The sequence below is a fragment of the Bacillus sp. FSL H7-0578 genome, from assembly GCF_038630855.1.
GTDB lineage: Bacteria > Bacillota > Bacilli > Bacillales > Bacillaceae > Bacillus > Bacillus safensis.
The window spans coordinates 3,155,128-3,172,787 of record NZ_CP152045.1 but is presented as its reverse complement, the minus strand read 5'-3'; the positions used below and the strand labels follow the sequence as shown (position 1 = coordinate 3,172,787).

Annotated in this window: 15 protein-coding genes; all 15 read left to right on the top strand. The window is 42.3% G+C overall.

From position 1 onward, the window contains the following. Positions 1-25: 25 nt before the first annotated feature. Positions 26-349, top strand: coding sequence for a hypothetical protein (locus tag MHB41_RS16365; RefSeq protein WP_025093953.1), 324 nt, complete (start codon positions 26-28; stop codon positions 347-349). A 24-nt stretch (positions 350-373) separates the two neighbouring features. Next, positions 374-2,482 (top strand): SpoIID/LytB domain-containing protein, encoded by a 2,109-nt coding sequence (locus tag MHB41_RS16360; protein ID WP_171464735.1) that lies wholly within the window; start codon positions 374-376, stop codon positions 2,480-2,482. A gap of 23 nt (positions 2,483-2,505) precedes the next feature. Continuing rightward, positions 2,506-3,996, top strand: a complete 1,491-nt coding sequence (locus MHB41_RS16355; protein ID WP_024423639.1) for an N-acetylmuramoyl-L-alanine amidase — start codon at positions 2,506-2,508, stop codon at positions 3,994-3,996. Positions 3,997-4,123: 127 nt separating this feature from the next. Then, on the top strand, positions 4,124-5,620 hold the full coding sequence (locus MHB41_RS16350) for a cell wall-binding repeat-containing protein (RefSeq protein WP_340899900.1): 1,497 nt from the start codon (positions 4,124-4,126) through the stop codon (positions 5,618-5,620). A 129-nt stretch (positions 5,621-5,749) separates the two neighbouring features. Then, complete coding sequence (locus tag MHB41_RS16345) at positions 5,750-6,346, top strand: hypothetical protein (RefSeq protein ID WP_340899902.1); 597 nt, start codon at positions 5,750-5,752, stop codon at positions 6,344-6,346. 199 nt (positions 6,347-6,545) lie between these two features. Continuing rightward, complete coding sequence (locus MHB41_RS16340) at positions 6,546-7,205, top strand: exopolysaccharide biosynthesis polyprenyl glycosylphosphotransferase (protein WP_024423636.1); 660 nt, start codon at positions 6,546-6,548, stop codon at positions 7,203-7,205. 18 nt (positions 7,206-7,223) lie between these two features. Beyond that, the gene (locus MHB41_RS16335) at positions 7,224-8,675 is read left to right on the top strand and encodes an MOP flippase family protein (protein WP_340899904.1); all 1,452 of its coding nucleotides are present in this window, start codon (positions 7,224-7,226) and stop codon (positions 8,673-8,675) included. Next, on the top strand, positions 8,672-9,856 hold the full coding sequence (locus tag MHB41_RS16330) for a glycosyltransferase (RefSeq protein ID WP_198456600.1): 1,185 nt from the start codon (positions 8,672-8,674) through the stop codon (positions 9,854-9,856). Before MHB41_RS16335 ends, MHB41_RS16330 begins: the two co-directional genes overlap by 4 nt. Positions 9,857-9,935: 79 nt before the next feature. Further along, the gene (locus MHB41_RS16325) at positions 9,936-11,273 is read left to right on the top strand and encodes a UDP-glucose/GDP-mannose dehydrogenase family protein (RefSeq protein WP_034281112.1); all 1,338 of its coding nucleotides are present in this window, start codon (positions 9,936-9,938) and stop codon (positions 11,271-11,273) included. A gap of 14 nt (positions 11,274-11,287) precedes the next feature. After that, positions 11,288-12,217: an NAD-dependent epimerase/dehydratase family protein gene (locus tag MHB41_RS16320; RefSeq protein ID WP_111926818.1), complete on the top strand. Its 930-nt coding sequence runs from the start codon at positions 11,288-11,290 to the stop codon at positions 12,215-12,217. Positions 12,218-12,256: 39 nt separating this feature from the next. Then, positions 12,257-13,717: an O-antigen ligase family protein gene (locus tag MHB41_RS16315; RefSeq protein WP_065214831.1), complete on the top strand. Its 1,461-nt coding sequence runs from the start codon at positions 12,257-12,259 to the stop codon at positions 13,715-13,717. Between the two features lie 61 nt (positions 13,718-13,778). Then, positions 13,779-14,456, top strand: a complete 678-nt coding sequence (locus tag MHB41_RS16310) for a hypothetical protein (RefSeq protein ID WP_048237565.1) — start codon at positions 13,779-13,781, stop codon at positions 14,454-14,456. A 24-nt stretch (positions 14,457-14,480) separates the two neighbouring features. After that, positions 14,481-15,236, top strand: coding sequence for a glycosyltransferase family 2 protein (locus tag MHB41_RS16305; protein WP_041115571.1), 756 nt, complete (start codon positions 14,481-14,483; stop codon positions 15,234-15,236). Positions 15,237-15,255: 19 nt separating this feature from the next. Next, positions 15,256-16,452: a glycosyltransferase gene (locus MHB41_RS16300; protein ID WP_340900278.1), complete on the top strand. Its 1,197-nt coding sequence runs from the start codon at positions 15,256-15,258 to the stop codon at positions 16,450-16,452. Between the two features lie 134 nt (positions 16,453-16,586). Then, positions 16,587-17,654: an MraY family glycosyltransferase gene (locus MHB41_RS16295; RefSeq protein ID WP_340899906.1), complete on the top strand. Its 1,068-nt coding sequence runs from the start codon at positions 16,587-16,589 to the stop codon at positions 17,652-17,654. The last annotated feature ends 6 nt before the right edge of the window (positions 17,655-17,660 follow it).

Genomic DNA, 17,660 nt, shown 5'->3' with positions numbered 1-17,660 from the left:
GATACAAAGACATGAGGTGAAAAAAATGAAGAAAATCGTCGTTTTACCGTTCTTAATACTGCTACTAGGTATCGTGCTCACAGCATGTGGAACGGCTGAGCAGTCCTCAGGAGAAAACAAGACAAGCAGTTCAACTCCTCAGGTACTGGAAGAGAAAGCTGAATTTATTGGAATGGCTGATGCACATACAGTCGAAGTGAAAAAAGTGAATACGACCCTAAGCTATGAATTTACGGAAAATTTTAAAGATGTGTTAAATGAATTTAAACCAGGAGACACAGTAGAAATTTCTTACTTTATTAATGACAATGGTCAAAAGGAAATCCAGAAGATTGAAAAACAGAAGTAAAAAAGATGGGCGGGATGAACAAAATTGAAGAAAACAGGCGTTACACTAATCGTTCTCATGATACTGACTCTACTAGTTGCACCCTTTCAGTCTGCCATGGCAAGCTCGGCAATTTCAGTGAAATTGTCTAATTATATCGGAAACAAAACAAGCATGGATATCTCAACAACTGGGGAATACAAGCTATCAGGATCAAATGTTGCTGTGACGAAAAGATATGACGGCAAAAATAGATACGAAGTAGCCAACAGCATCGCATCTGCTGGCTGGAAAAATCCATCAACTGTTGTCATTGTCAGTCGTGATGCATTTGATCATGCAATTTCTGTATCACCGTTAGCATACAAACTGGGCGCACCTATTTTGTATACGAATATTGAAAAACTGACGAAAACAACAGAAAACCAGCTCAAGAAAATGAAGCCGGATAACATTCTGATTGTCGGAAATACGAAAAGCATTTCAACAGCTGCTGAGAAGTCTATTAAAAAGTATGGCAAAGTCAGACGTATTAGTGGAAAAGATAAGTTTGAAATCTCCCAAAAAATCGCTAAAGAAATGGGTAACTATAAGCAAGCTGTCGTTGTCGGCGGGAACTCATTTATGAATGGGATTGCCATTGCATCCTACGCATCGAGAAAGGGATACCCTATCCTGTTAACAAAAAAAGATTCCATTCCGTCTTATAGAATGCCAAGTAAAGTGATCATCATCGGCAGTACGAAAAGTACTGGACAAAAAGTTGAAAATCAAATCAAAAAAACCTCACAGGTGACAAGAATCAGCGGTGCCAATCGCTATGAATTATCTGTGAATATTATAAAGAAATTAAATATTAATGCAGATAAAGTTTATTTGGCAAAAGCCTCTAGCTATATTTATGCGATGCCGCTGTCTCAATTGGCTGCAAAATCTAACAGTACGGTTGTGTATGTAAAGCCCGATTCTGTCACAGCGTCTTTAAAAGCACTGCTGAAGGAAAAAGGTACATATGCTTATCATCTTGCTGGCAGCACAAGTGCAATTAAAGATAGCTTGAAAAACTCATTAGCCAAACAAGTCTATCTGAAAAAAAATCAAAACTACCAATTGAATATTTCTAACGGAAAAATTTCATTAAAAGGCATAAAGACGTATAACACAGTAAGAGTTGTTCCTGAGAAATATTCAACAAAAAATGTCCTTCAAATTGCAGGAAAGCCGTATTTAGGCAGCGTAAACTTTGCAATTGAATCAGGGTATATCAGGCCGACTCTCGAAAATATTCCATTTGAAGACTATTTAAAAGGTGTAGTGCCAAATGAAATGCCTGCAAGCTGGAATGTCGAAGCGTTAAAAGCACAGGCGGTTGCTGCTAGAACGTATTCGGTGAAAAGTATTGGAAAAGTCGTCCCTGATACAACAGCCTTCCAAGTATATGGAGGATATAACTGGTATACAAATTCGACAAAAGCTGTCGATGCCACAAAAGGAAAGGTTCTGAAATATAACAATCAGCTCATTTCAGCAACCTATTACTCTAGCAATGGCGGTTATACAGAGGCAAGTGAAGAAGTATGGGGAAATGCACTGCCATACTTAGTGGCCAAAAAGGATCCAAAAGATCCAGTCAATCCATGGACACTGAAACTCTCTAAAAAACAACTAGGCACGACATGGACTGCTAGCACAGCAGCATCTGAGTGGTCTAAAGCAAAAGAGACAAATGCAGCTGACCTTGCCGGCTTGAAATCATGGCTGCTCAAAAACAAAGAAACTGCTGCATCTGATATGAAAATCGCATCGATCTCAAGCCTGACGTTCTCAGGGAAAACAAAAGGACAGCGTGCGAAGACGGTATCGATCAAACTGACATACCATCTGAAAAACAAAACAGGCACATATTCGGTAAACAAAAGCACAACGGCAAGTATGAAGATGACCGAGTTTCGATCAGTCATGGGCGCAACAAAGGTGAAAAGCACGTTTGCGTCAGTCAAAAACAATACAAATGACTTCACGATTTCAGGAAAAGGATATGGCCACGGCATTGGTATGAGCCAATACGGAGCCAAAGCGAGAGCTGAATCTGGAAACTCATATTCTTCCATACTCTCGTTCTACTATCCAGGTACAAAACTAACAAACTATTAAAGGGAAAAAGGAGGACATAGAAGATGCGCTCAATGATGAAAACAGCCATCCTCAGCCTCATCGCCATTTTCGTTATCGTTCCAACAGCATTGGCAGACAATTCAGTCTCAAGAATTGATGGCGGGAGCAGATATGCTGTAGCGGCAAACGTAGCGAAAAAAGGATGGGGAACTGCAAGTACAGTCGTTTTAGTAGGGAAAACTGCGTATGCAGATGCAACAGCAGGAATTCCACTTGCATATCAAAAAAATGGACCAGTTCTTTATACAAACAGTAAAAGCCTTTCGGGTGATACAAAAAAAGCCTTAACTTCATTAAAAACAAAGACGGTGATCGTTTTAGGCAGCACATCAAGTGTGTCAAACAACGTGGTCAACCAAGTGAAGAAAATGGGCATCTCCACACAGCGTATTTCAGGAAAAAACCGATATGAGCTATCTGCCAATATCGCGAAAAAAATGAAAAAGCCAGCAGGCGTCGTTGTCGTTGAGGGTTCTTTCTATGCACATGGGATTGCGATTGCACCTGTAGCAGCTCAAAAAGGATTCCCAATTCTATATACAGATAAAAAGGGACTTCGTTCTGAAATCGCTTCTGTTGCAAAAGCAAGCAATGTGAAACAAACCATTGTAGTCGGCGGAGAGAATTACGTCACAAAAGCAGCTTATAACCAATTGAAATCACCAACACGGATCAAAGGCTCGACTCGTTATGATGTCGCGGCAAATATTGTGAAAAAGTACAATATGAGTGTCAATAATACCTATGTAGGAAGAGGATTTGGTTATGCCACTTCATCTTCTGCTGCAGGCATTGCAGCGAAGCAAAACAAAGCATTGCTTCTAACGAATGAAAAGACACTGCCAAAAGTAACAAGAGCAACAGTGAGCAGTAAGAAAATCACCAAATTTACTGTCGTAGGCAGTACAAATACAGTGACACCAACTGTTGTGAACCAGCTGAAAAACCCGGCTGTTGGGAAAAAAGTATTCATTGACCCAGGTCATGGTGCGCATGATTCAGGAGCTGTAGGATACGGATTATATGAAAAGAATTTGAATTTAGATGTAGCAAAGCGTTTAAATACGAAATTAAACAACGCTGGTGCACTTGTGACCATGTCAAGAACATCAGACACATTTGATAGTCTTCAAACACGAGTGAGCAAAGGTGCGTCAGCAAATGCAGATATCTTTATCAGTGTCCATGCGAACTCAAACGATAACAGCAGTGCAAATGGAACAGAAACGTATTATGACAAAACCTATGCGGCTGCAAACAGCCTGAAGCTGGCGCAAAACATCCAGCCTAAAATGGTCAGCGCACTAGGTACAAGAGACCGTGGTGTGAAAACAGCTGGCTTCTACGTCATTAAATATTCTAAGATGCCGAGCGTTCTTTTGGAAACTGGTTTTGTTTCCAGTCCAGTAGATTCAAACATCTTGAAATCTGCTACGTATAAAGATCGATTAGCGTCAGGCATTTCAAGCGGTGTGTCAGGTTATTTTAGATAAGAAAACACAAACCTGAGGGGTGCCTCAGATACTCCTCTTAGGCTGCTCGAGAACGTACTCGGCAGCCTTTTTTCAAAAGTCCATGAAGCATCTTTGGTGAAGGGTTCAAACCAAGGAGGTTGACTTCATGCGTTTTGATATCAAATGTATGTTACTGATTGCTATTTCACTATGTTTATATACACCATCCGTTTTTGCTCAGCACACTGTATCGAGGATAGAAGGAAGCAATCGATATGAGGTGGCTGTAAATGCCGCGAAAAGGGGCTGGCAGGAAGCGCCTGCCGTTGTTCTTGTGGGCGGTGATGCTTATGCAGATGCCCTGAGTGCTGTGCCTTATGCTTACCAGCAAGGGGCCCCAGTCCTGTTAACGAATGCTGGCAGTCTTTCAGGTGCTGTAAAGACAGGGTTGCAGCAGCTCAAAACGAAGCGGGTAACGATTCTTGGCGGGACTGCAAGTATTTCTGAAAACGTCGTGAAGCAGCTAAAAGCAATGAATCTATCTGTTTCCCGTATTCAAGGAAAGAACCGCTATGAATTGGCGGCAAATGTGGCTAAGCACATGAAGAGTGCTAGTGCGGCAGTCGTCGTGAATGGTTCTGCTTATGCTGATGCTGTCGCGATTGCTCCATACGCTGCCAAACAAGGCTATCCTATTTTATTAACAGATGCGAAAGGACTGCGCGAGGAAACAGCCAATCTATTAAAAAACAAAGCAGTCAAGCGGACCATTGTGATAGGCGGAGAAGCAAGTATCAATAAAACGGCTTTTCAAAAGCTTCCATCACCAGTCAGAATAAGCGGAGCCAATCGGTATGAGGTGGCTGCCCAAATTGCTAAAACGTATCCAATGAAGACAAGCCAAACATTTATAAGTTATGGGTATGCCTATGCAGATGCAGCCGCTGCGGCAAGTATAGCAGCGAAACAGGGCCAAACCCTTCTTCTTACAGACGCTCAAACGGTGCCGGATGCTATCAGAAAAGTCATCGGAGCCAAACAGAAGTCAGCTTTTTCTGTTGTAGGCGGAACATCAACCGTTCAAACGAATGTCATCACGCAGTTGAAAAATGCGGTGTTAGGTGAAACGATTTTTATTGATCCAGGTCATGGTGCGCAGGATGCTGGAGCGATAGGGAATGGGCTGCTTGAAAAGAACATCAATTTAGAAGTAGCATTAAAACTTCAGTCGAGGCTCAATCAAGCGGGTGCCCTTACTGTCATGTCGAGAACATCTGATACATTTGATTCTTTGCAGACACGTGTCAATAAAGGAGCGCAGGCCAATGCTGATATTTTCATCAGTATCCACGCCAACGCAAATGATAACAGCGGTGCGAATGGAACAGAGACGTATTATGATACGACATATGCGGCTGCTCATAGTATCAAGCTGGCACAAAAGGTTCAGCCTCGAATGGTCAGTGCCCTTGGAACAAAAGATCGCGGAGTGAAAACAGCATGGTTCTACGTCATCAAATATTCTAGAATGCCGAGTATTTTGCTAGAAACCGGCTTTGTAACAAGTCCAATCGATGCGAGTATTTTAAAATCTACCACTGCAAAGGATCGGCTGGCTTCTGGAATTACAACTGGTGTGTCCAATTACTTTGACGCAAAATGAACTGATAAAAGAAGTGTCAAGTTAAAAATACATTTCATTTTTGGTTATGTTTGTTATAATTGAAACATAGAAGGTGAATGGTTTACACATAAATCTTCAAACGACAGCAAACCGACAAATCATGAAGAGGTGACGATTTTGAAAAAATTAATCACAATGCCGTTTCTAGTATTGCTTCTAGGTGTATTGCTCACAGCGTGCGGCACAACAAATCAATCAAGCGATAACAAAAAAGAAGACAGCAAAAAAGAAACAACCGAAGCAGCCGATCAAAACAAAGATAAGGCTGCAGACGAAAAATCAGAAGATCAATCATCAAAAAATGAAAAATCAGATGATCAAAGTAAAGAAACAGCTGCTCAAACAGAAGAGCCAGCAAGTCAATCTGATGAAGAGGCAAAAGACAGCTCAAGCAAAGAAATTACAAAAGAAGAACCTGCTAAAGACCAATCAAAAGCTGACTCTAAAGGTGACTCTAAAACAAAGAAAGAATCAACGACTAATAAGAAAAATGAAGTCACCAAAGAAGGCACATATGTCGGTTTGGCTGATGGACATACAATTGCTGTCAACATTGATGGAAAAGAAGTAGCTATTCAATTCGGAAATACATTTTCTAAACAAGTGAACAGCTTAAAAGAAGAATCAAAAGTAAAAGTAACCTATACAAAAGATACAAACGGAACACTTCGATTAAAAACGATCGAATCTGTAAAAGCAAAATAAAGAAAAGACCCGGAGACCCGCAGAATTGCGGGTCTTTTTTACGTTGAAAAGGGCATAACTTGATTTAAGTGCACATTCTTAACACAGTTTTACAAGACTTAACAGCGCATTTACATTTGCTTAATGTTGCTCTGCTAAACTGACTTTCATAGAACATCTCTTTACACAACAACTACTTTGAATGGTGAGGTGCAGGTCAGTGAGTGCAGAGAAAGCGATGAATCTTTACAGAGAATATGAAGTGAGACGAAATCACTCTTTTGCCTTAACAGAACATATGGTTCGTTATTTATTTGCAAAACGTTTCATAGATTTAATGTTCTCGTTCATCGGATTGATGTTGAGTACGCCAATCATTTTGCTGTTTGCTCTTTTGATTAAGCTGGAAACACCAGGGCCAGCCTTTTATATGCAGGAAAGGGTCGGGAAAGACGGTGTTTACTTTAAATTATGGAAGCTCAGATCGATGAGAATTGACGCAGAAAGCGGAGGAGCGAAATGGGCGCAAAAAAATGACCCGCGTATCACCAAAGTGGGGGCATTCATCCGTAAAACAAGAATTGATGAACTTCCGCAATTTATCAACGTGTTAAAAGGAGAAATGAGTATCGTAGGTCCTCGTCCAGAAAGACCGATGTTTACCGCAGAATTTAATCGGACGATTCCAGGCTTCACAAAAAGGTTGGCGGTAAAGCCGGGGCTGACAGGTCTTGCTCAAGTAAATGGCGGATATGAAATGAGTCCAAGTGAAAAATTAACACATGACTTACAGTATATTCAAAACTTGACATTTTCTCTCGACACGAAGATTATGGTAAAAACGTTAAAAGTCATCATGACTGGTGACGGAGCCAGATAAGTAAAGTAGGGAAGAGAAATGGCAAGTATGAAAAAACGCATGCTAGGCGGGGCAAAATGGACAAGCTTGTCCGCATTGATCATCACCATCATCCAAATTGCACAGTTCGCCTTTTTAGGGAACGTGATGTCACTCAAGGAGTTTGGACTCGTTGGTATGATCACAACTGTCACAATATTTACGCAGATTTTACTAGATCTAGGAATTGGGGCAGCAATCATTCAAAAGGAACAAACGACAGAACGTCAATTATCTACATTATATTGGATCAACCTGCTCACAGGGATTATCTTGTTTTGTCTGCTCATCCTGCTAAGCCCAATGATAGCCGCTTTTTATAACCGGCCAGAGCTAGAGGGTCTGCTCAAGCTATTATCGATTATGTTTCTGATCGCACCGATTGGCCAGCAGTACCAGTATATGATGCAAAAAGACTTAGCCTTTAAAACATTAAGCACCATTGAAGCCATTGCGACCATCATATCGCTGCTCGTTTTACTCGTTTTCGCCTTCTTCATGAATCCGATTGTCGCCTATGTCATTTCTCAAGTGCTGCTGCAATCAGGAAAAGGTCTCATGTATGCAGCGGCTTATTGGAAGAAGTGGCGTCCAGCACCTGTATTTGCATTAGGAGAAGTGAAGGAATTTTTCTCATTCGGTGCATTCCAGCTCGCATCCAGACTGGTCAACCGAGCGGGATCAAACATCGACATGATTTTAATCGGCCGGTTTCTTGGAGCGGAAGCGTTAGGTATTTACAGCTTGGCGTATCAAATTGTGACAATACCCGTGCTGAAGATAAATCCGATTGTGACGAGAGTGGCTTTCCCGGTTTTCGCAAAAAGTCAGCGGGATCACTCCATGCTGCGAGAGGGCTTCCTAAGTATGACGAATATGCTCGCATTGGTTAGTTTTCCATTATTAATCGGTCTTGCTGCCGTATCAGACAGCTTTATAGAAGTCGTGTTTGGAGAGAAATGGCTAGTAGCGGTCCCGGTTTTAAATATATTGTGCATTGTCGGCCTGCTGCGTGTGCTGATGAATCCAAACGGTTCAATCCTTCTTGCAAAAGGGAGAGCGGACTTAGCCTTTTATTGGGATACGGGAATGCTCATCGTGTATGGCTGCGCATTATATGCAGGTGTCACTACAGGCAGTCTGCTCACAGTAGCTTGGATCTACTCAGGTGTCAGTCTGCTCAACTTTATTGTCGGCAGATGGCTTATGGCATATGTCATTCAGCTTGATATGAAGGTGTATTTAAAATCACTTGGAAAACCTGCTGTCATGACGCTGCTCATGGCGGTCTGTGCGGTAGCTTTACATCAAGGGATGAAGCTGACGTCAGCAGATATTTCACTTCAATTACTACTGACTGTTTGTGTCAGTGCTGCATTGTATGGCTTGCTGCTCATCAAAATGTATCCGCAGGCTGCAGGCAAATTATTGAGAAGAGGTCGTTCGTCATGAAGGTACTATGGCTGACAAGTGTATATCCTAGTGAAAAACATCCGAGTGAGGGCGTATTTCATGAAACGCAAGTACAGGAGCTGCTCAAACAAGGAATAGAAGTGACTGTCATTTGTCCTAATCCAGTGAATCCACCGGTTTTACGGATGCTCAAGGCATCCTATCGGCAGAAAAGGGATCTTCCTGAACAGGAAGTGAGGAACGAAGTGAAGGTTTACAGACCGCCTTACCCAGCGCTCCCTGGACAGCTGAAATGGGCGCAGCCGAGTAAACGAATAGCGGCTTCTGTTCTCAGAGCAATGCAGCGTCATCAGCTGTCACCAGATTTTATCCATGCGCACTTTGCCATGCCGTCTGGCGGAGCGGCGGCTGTTATTCAGAAAGAAACGAAAATCCCTTATCTTCTGACCTTGCACGGCAGTGATGTGAACGTATATCCGAACTATAGCAAAGGGGCGAAGGCAGCCTTTGAAACGGCGGTGAGGCAGGCATCTGCTGTTCTGACAGTGAGTGAGGAGCTGGCTAAAAAGACAAATGAGATGACGAAGGTAGAAGCAAAATGTCTTCCGCTTGGTATTCCGCTCCGATCATTTTCCAGAACGGAAGAAGGTCAAGAAGGCATCAGAAAGCACTTACGTTTACCGCTTCAAGATAAGCTCGTTGTTTTCGTCGGGCGTTTAGTGAAAGAGAAGGGCTTGCTTGAATTAGCTGATGCTGTCAGCAGCATGGATGGAGTGAAAGCAGTTTTTGTTGGAAAAGGCCCCCTTGCAAACGAACTCAAGGAACGGGCGGGGGCATCTATTATACTCCCAGGGCAGGTGCCGAATGAGCAGGTGAGAGACTACTTAATGGCAGCTGATCTGTTTGCACTCCCTTCCTACAGTGAAGGAATGCCAACCGTCGTTCTAGAAGCGCTCGCTTTAAAAGTACCTGTCATTGCAACACGGGTTGGTGGTCTCCCATCCTTATTTTCAACCTATCAACACCTGCTCGTTGAACCGCGTTCGACGCGTCAGCTGAAAGAGGCGATTCACGCCTGCCTTTATGAAAACAGATGGAATGAAGAAGTGAAGAACGATCTTCATGAAATGGTTCATACAGAATATTCATCAGAACATAATGCGAAACATCTCATTCAGCAATATGAGAAGGTGCTCAATCAATCAACATCCATCGTTTAAACAAGATGAAATGTGCAAAGAATGATAGATAGATAAACAGCTTGGAACGGACAATATGCTTTTACTGAGAGGATGAAAAATGTTGAAGAAAATTGCTGTGATTGGAACAGGTTATGTCGGGTTAGTATCGGGTACTTGTTTTGCTGATATCGGAAATCGTGTCATCTGCTGTGACATCGATGAATCAAAAATCAACAGCTTAAAAAGTGGTGTCGTTCCCATTTATGAACCAGGTTTAAAAGAATTGATTGAAAAGAATACAGAAGAAGGAAGACTGTTTTTTACAACGAATATTCCTGCCGCTATTAGGGAATCAGAGATTATCTATATTGCCGTAGGGACACCGATGACACCCCAGGGGGAAGCAGATTTAACGTATGTGAAGGCTGTCGCTCAAACAATCGGTGAACACATGAATGGCTATAAAATCATCGTCAATAAAAGCACAGTGCCCGTTGGAACAGGCCGTCTCGTTCAAGCCATTGTGGAAAAGGCATCGCGCAGTAAATATCCTTTTGATGTCGTATCCAATCCAGAGTTTCTCCGAGAAGGCTCAGCGATTCAAGATACGATGAATATGGAGCGGGCGGTCATTGGTTCGACTAGCACTCATGCCTCTACCATCATCAAAAGACTGCATGATCCGTTTCAAACAGAGGTTGTAGAGACCAACTTAGAAAGTGCTGAAATGATTAAGTATGCTGCAAATGCCATGCTTGCCACAAAAATCTCATTTATTAATGACATTGCAAATATTTGCGAAAGGGTAGGCGCTGACGTTGAAAAAGTCAGTGAAGGAGTTGGATTAGACAGCCGAATCGGGCATAAATTTTTAAAAGCAGGCATTGGATTTGGAGGTTCTTGTTTCCCGAAAGACACGATGGCTCTTCTCAAAATTGCCGAAACATCCGGGTACCGGTTCAAACTGATCGAATCTGTCATTGAAACGAACAACAACCAAAGAGCCCACCTTGTCAGCAAATTGATGAGTGTGTTCGGTGATATTAAAGGAAAAACCATTTCTGTCTTAGGCCTCGCCTTTAAACCGAATACGAATGATATGCGTTCAGCGCCTGCACTAGATATTATCCCAATGCTGAGAGAGCTGGGGGCTTTTGTGAAAGCCTATGATCCGATTGCTTATGTAGAAGCTGAACGTGAGCTTGGCCCGCAGGCGATCTTCAGCAATGATCTGTATGAAACAGTAAAAGATACGGATGCCTGTCTCATCCTAACAGAATGGGATGACGTACAGAAGATGGATAAAGACCAGATCAAGCAGCTGCTTCGTTCACCGATTGTAATTGATGGAAGGAATTTGTTTGATCCAGCAGAAATGAAAGAGAGAGGATTTATTTACCAGTCTATCGGCCGCCCGAGTGTATGGGAAGCAGAATTGGTATCGAAGGCACAATAACAGGGGGAGCTTGGATGAAGAAAGTATTGGTTACTGGGGGAAGCGGATTTATTGGATCACATACGGTTGAGGCTTTACTAGAAAAAGGCTATGAGCCCATCGTTCTTGATAACTTTTCAACTGGATCTCGAGAAAATATTGCCCATCTTTCCGTGCAATGCATGGAGGCAGATGTTACAAAGCCAGCGACGATTGATTTGATCAAACAAATCGCACCGGATTATATCATTCACCTTGCAGCACAAGTAAGTGTAGCCGTTTCCGTTCAGGATTTCGTATATGACGAAGAAGTTAATATAAAAGGATCTCTGCACGTCATAAAAGCCGCGGCTGAAGCGGGAGTGGAGAAAGTGATCTTTGCCTCATCAGCAGCTGTCTATGGAGACCCGGTGTATCTGCCAGTGGACACCGCTCACCGGCTGAAGCCTGGTTCACCATATGGCTTAGCAAAACTGACAGTAGAGCGCTATTTAGAAATGGCAAAATCACTCTATGATGTGGACTATTGTATTCTCAGATACAGCAATGTATATGGTCCGCGCCAAGACGCACTTGGAGAAGGCGGTGTTGTCTCTATTTTCTCTGATAAGTTTGCAAAGGATGAGGCCCCTTTTATCTTTGGAGATGGGGAACAAACAAGAGACTTCATCTATGTGGGTGATCTAGCGGCAGCGAATGTTGCGGCTTTAACAGCCCAATCAAACGTTTGTTTAAATATCTCGTGTGGTGATTCCATCACTGTAAATGAACTGTTTCAAACGATGAAACGGGTAACGAGATCACAGCTTGAACCGATTTACAAGCCGCAGCGTGCAGGAGATATCGTGCATAGTACATTGGCAAATGAGGAAACGAAACAAGTCTTAGCATGGGAGCCTGTTGTGAGTTTACAGGAAGGTTTGGCTCGTACCATTTCCTACTATAAACAGGAAGTCAAGGCTTAATCCCTCAAATCGGATGGGTTGCTTAGGAGGAAAATGGGTATGAGTGTGAAACAAACAGCATGGCAAATCATGATCGGTTGTATATTATTTGCAGCAGGGCTAGGACTTGTACAAATGGCGTCTGCGCAGCCCGCCGGGTTAAAAAAGATCGTCGCCATTCCGGTCCTGCTTTTGGTTCTGACAGCTTTTCTCGTGTTAATGAAGCTATACATGAACGGTGAGCAAGTGTTCATGTCAGCCATATATCTTTTAATTGCATTGACCTTTCTCAACAACGCTTTCTTTTCAATTAGTGCCGGGTTCTTTAGTCTTTTTCTCTACCGTATCATGCTCATTGCCGCCTTTGCTTTATTTATATGGCGGATGAGAGATAAGGGAACGTACATATCGCAGTGGCAGCAGATTCGTGTAAAAGGCATTCTTGGTTTTTTCGCTGCATGGTTTCTTTACGGGCTCATCTCACTGCTGTGGGCTCACTCGGTGACAGACGGTCTCAAATATATGTCCCTGCTTGCTATGGGGATGGGATTTGTCTTTCTTGTGGTCATGTACATTCAGCGAATGGATCAAGTGATCACCTTTTACAGCATTTGGCTCGTCATGACTGTATTTGTCATGGGGATAGGGTTTTATAATCACTTTACTTTGAACCATTTACCGAATACTTCACTGTATCTTGGGCCGGCGTATAAACAGCACTATCCTACAGCTGTCTTTTTTAATCAAAATGACTTTGCGACGTTTTTATCGATTAGCTTTTTCTTGTATTTAGCGTGTATGCGGCAAATGAAAAATGGTTATATCAAAGCATTTGGATTATTTGGCGCCATCGCAGCACTGTATCTCATTTTGTTAACAGAATCCCGCGCGAGCCTGCTTGGCATATTTGCAGGAGCGGCCATCTATGTGTGGCTGCTCATGCCGCGCTTTCTCAAAAAGTGGTCACTCATCGCAGCAGGCGGACTTGGTGTCATCTGTATCGCTGTTTTTTCAGCCAAGATTTATTCAGTCTTTTATGACTTGTTTCTCGCTTCTCAGGTCGCGCATTCTTTTAGTGAACCACTCCCATCCAACATTGCGAGAGCGAATTTGATCAAAAATGCATGGCATTTCTTTACGGATTCATACGGGTTTGGTGTCGGAGCGGGTAATGTGTCTTACTACTTAGCCCACTTTTCGATCTTTGATACAGATCAAGTCGTTGAAGTGCACAATTGGCTGCTGGAAGTGATGACGAACTTTGGATTTGCGGTCATGCTGGGCTATATCTCCGTCTACGCTTATCTCATGTTCACGCTGTATAAACAATACCAATGGGCGGACACAAGATCAGCAAAAATGATCATTGAAGGTTTGTTTGCTGCCATGCTGAGCTTTCTCGTTTCAAGTATCAGTCCTAGTTCGGTCTCGAATTTATATTTCCACTGGGTCTTTTTAGGGCTCGTAATCGCAGCGGTGAATATGTTGAAAAACAAACAGCTCTTGGTAAACCGTGTGTGATGCTGCGCTGGTATGGCTACACTAATGAAAAAGCAAATACGTCAATGTTGGGAGAATGAACATGTCTGGTTTCATATCTAGAATAGGGAAGCGAATCAAAAAGTATATCGTATGGCTCGTGCTGCTGCCTGTCGTATTAGGCGCTTTTGGATTCTTTTTTGCCAAAGGAACAGCGCAGCAGTCTAGTTACACAGCTGCCGTTACTCTCACACTTGGTAAATATGATGACGGAGTGTATAACAATATTGCAGAAGTGACATCTCTATTAAAAAGCGATGCATTTTTGAATGAAGCACTCAGTGATGTTAAAGAAGAAGAAAGGCAGGATGTGAAAAGCCGCCTCATCCTCACCAATCAATCAGATACACAATTACAGCTGTCTTTCACAGATGCTGATAAGGATCATGCTTTAGCTGTCGTGAAGCAGGTGTCGGATACATTTCTGAAGCAAGACAAAGCATTATTTACAAAAAGGCAGCAGGTGATTGAAAGTAGATTATCTGCTCTAGAAGACGAATCTGTCAGCAACGATTCCAAAGTAGATAAAGAACGATTTTTATATGAATTGGAGTCTACAAAGCTTGGAATGAAGCAGGCGAAGATTGTTGATCCTGCCCAAGTTCTTGATGAAGGCAATAAAGGCATGTCAGCGAAAAAGCGGGCACTGCTTGGACTTGTCATTGGCTTTAGCATCTCGCTCATGTTTGTGGTCTTACCCGAAGTGTTCAAAGAATCTTAATGATGAACTGGAGATGAGTCTTAGGTGAACAATCAACCGTTAGTATCAATCATTACACCGGCCTATAATGCGGAACGTTATTTAACGGATACAGTTCATTCCGTCCTTGCCCAAACCTATTCTAATTGGGAACTGATCATCGCAGATGATTGTTCAACAGATGGAACAAGGAAGCTGCTTGGGGACTTAAGTGAAGCAGACGACAGAATCAACGTCATTTATTTAGAGCAAAATGGGGGAGCTGCCATCGCCAGAAACGCAGCCATCAAACAGGCAAAAGGCCGCTTTATCGCTTTTTTAGACAGTGATGATAAGTGGAAAGAGACGAAACTCGAAAAGCAGGTAGACTTCATGCTGACAAACGATTATGCCTTTACATTCACGGCATATGACATCATTGCAGAAAATGGAGAACCGTTAGAAAAAACTGTCACTGCACCAGCAAGATTAACTTATGATGAAGCTTTGAAAAATACCATTATCGGCTGTTTAACGGTGATGCTTGATGTACAGAAGATAGGACATATAGAAATGCCGAACATCCGCACAAGACAGGATTTAGCTACATGGCTGTCCATATTAAAAAGAGGATTTACAGCCTATGGAATGAGTGAACCGCTCAGTGAATACCGCATCGTTGGAAACTCGATCTCTAGTAACAAGTGGAAAGCAGCGAAAAAAACGTGGTTCGTCTACAGAGAAATTGAGCAGCTTCATTTTGTCAAAGCATCTTGGTGTTTTATGCACTATGCGACAAATGCTGTGAAGAAGCGCTTATAAACAGAAGGGAAAAAAGGTGATAAAGGTGAAAGCAGACTCGATCATACATGTTATCGTAGCGACGGGAGAATGGGGACAGGACGGCCTGAGGTACAGACGGCATCGACTGGCGGAATTTCTAGCATCTGATCCAGAAACGAAAGAGGTCATCTGGGTATGCCCATCTGCATCCCGTCACACAGCTCCCTTTCAGCCCATAACCGATCGAATGAAGCAATTGACCATTCCTGATGTGCTCAAGAGCAAATTTTTCCGCTTTGGCCGATATCAAGACATGTTCTATATTCATAAATTGTCCCCTCTTCTTGAGCATTTGCGGCAGGAGGAAAAGAAGGGAATCGCTGTTTGCTTATGGTATACGTTTCCGGGTTTTCCGCTCTTATCTTCTTTATTTGAATGGAAACATATTGTCTATGATTGCAGTGACCTGTGGGGAGAGCCGATAAGCGGCAAAAATAATTTGCTTTCTTATATGAGGCAGCGTGTCATTGTGAAAGCAGAAAATCGAATCATCAAATACGCACACAGCATTACATGTTCTTCTCAATACTTACACGATCAAATCAAAAAGCGTCTCATGGGTGAACCGAAAGATGTCTTTACAGTTGAAAATGGCGTCGAGTACGATGTGTTTGCAAAAAGCAATCTTCCATGTAAGGAGGATGTGCTGCAAGGTAGAGAAGGAACTGTTCTTGGTTTTATTGGAGGCATCAAGCCGAAGCTGGATTTTGACATGATAGCAGAAGCTGCCCGCATGCAGCCTGATTGGATATTTTTATTTGTCGGTCCGGATGGAACAAATGGTGATCCATCTTTTCAGCATGCACTTAAACTGCCGAATGTGATTTGGACAGGTGCTGTTGCACCAGAAGAAGTGCCGGCGTATATGAAGCTGATTGATGTAGGCATGATGCCATACAAACAATCTCCTTACAATCAAGCCGTGTTTCCGCTCAAGCTATATGAATTTTTAGCCGCAGGAATACCGGTTGTTGGTTTAAATCTTCCGTCAACGGAAAGGCTAAAAGAGAATGATGTGTATGAATATTTAGAAGGCGAGGATCCTGCGCTCTTCGTAGAAGCCTGCCAAAAAGTGATCAGCAAAAAAGACGACATGACCTATAGACATCTAAGACAAAGCCGTGCGAAGAAAAAAGATTGGCGCGCGCTGTTCACAAACATGGTGGAACTAACGAATATTAAAGAAAACGCATAATTCATCAGGGATTGTGCGTTTTTATTTGTTTCTTCTTCACAGGGGGAGCTTGTGATCATCCTCTATTCAATTGTATAATGGAAAGAGCGGCCAATATACAAAATACAGATTTCAATTTAGAAGGAGACTGACCTATGGATTACGAACGCGCCTTATTAGCGTTTTTTGTCTCTCTGGCTACAGTTTTAATTGTGACACCAATCGTCAAAAAGTTTGCAATTAAGATTGGTGCAGTGGACCAGCCGAATAAACGAAAAGTTCATGATAAAGTAATGCCTCGAATGGGCGGTTTGGCAATTTTTATTGGGGTAGCGGCTGGAGCATTAGCAGGCGGGCTGTTTCTACATAATAAAATTACAGCAATTTCAGTTGGTGCCGTACTTATCGTCATTCTAGGTATATTTGATGATAAATATAATTCAAGTGCAAGATTTAAATTTCTCGTACAAGTTCTTGTTGCTTGTCTGATTGTAAGCACAGGCTTAAAAATGGACTTTTTCTCTGTTCCTTTCTTAACAGATCGAATTGAGTTAGGCTGGATGGCATATCCCCTAACCGTGTTATGGATTGTCGGAATCACAAATGCCATTAATTTAATTGACGGCCTTGATGGACTGGCTGCCGGTATTTCTGTCATCGGTTTATCAACCATTGCCGTGATGGCATTTTCAGCTGATAAAATTTTGATTCTTTCATTATCCCTTGTTGTCATTGGCAGTACCATCGGCTTTCTTTTTTACAACTTTCATCCAGCGAAGATTTTTATGGGTGACACCGGTTCGCTTTTTTTAGGCTATATGATTTCGGTACTGTCACTATTAGGGCTGTACAAAAGTGTCACTTTGTTTAGTGTTGTTGTCCCAGTGATCATCTTAGGTGTCCCTATTTTCGATACCACTTTTGCCATCATTAGACGAATATTAAACAAACAGCCGATTTCAGCACCTGACAAATCTCATATTCATCATAGACTGATGGCCTTTGGCTTGTCTCATCGTATGGCTGTCATCGTGATTTATATGATTGGCTTAGTCTTTAGCTTAAGTGCCATTTTGCTGACAAGTGCCACCATATGGTTATCACTGATTATTATCTTTTTACTGGTCATGTTCATGCAAGTGATTGCAGAAGTCACAGGATTGGTGAATGAAGAGTTTAAACCATTTACGAAATTTTATAAACGAATGGTCAAAAGACAATAAAAAACA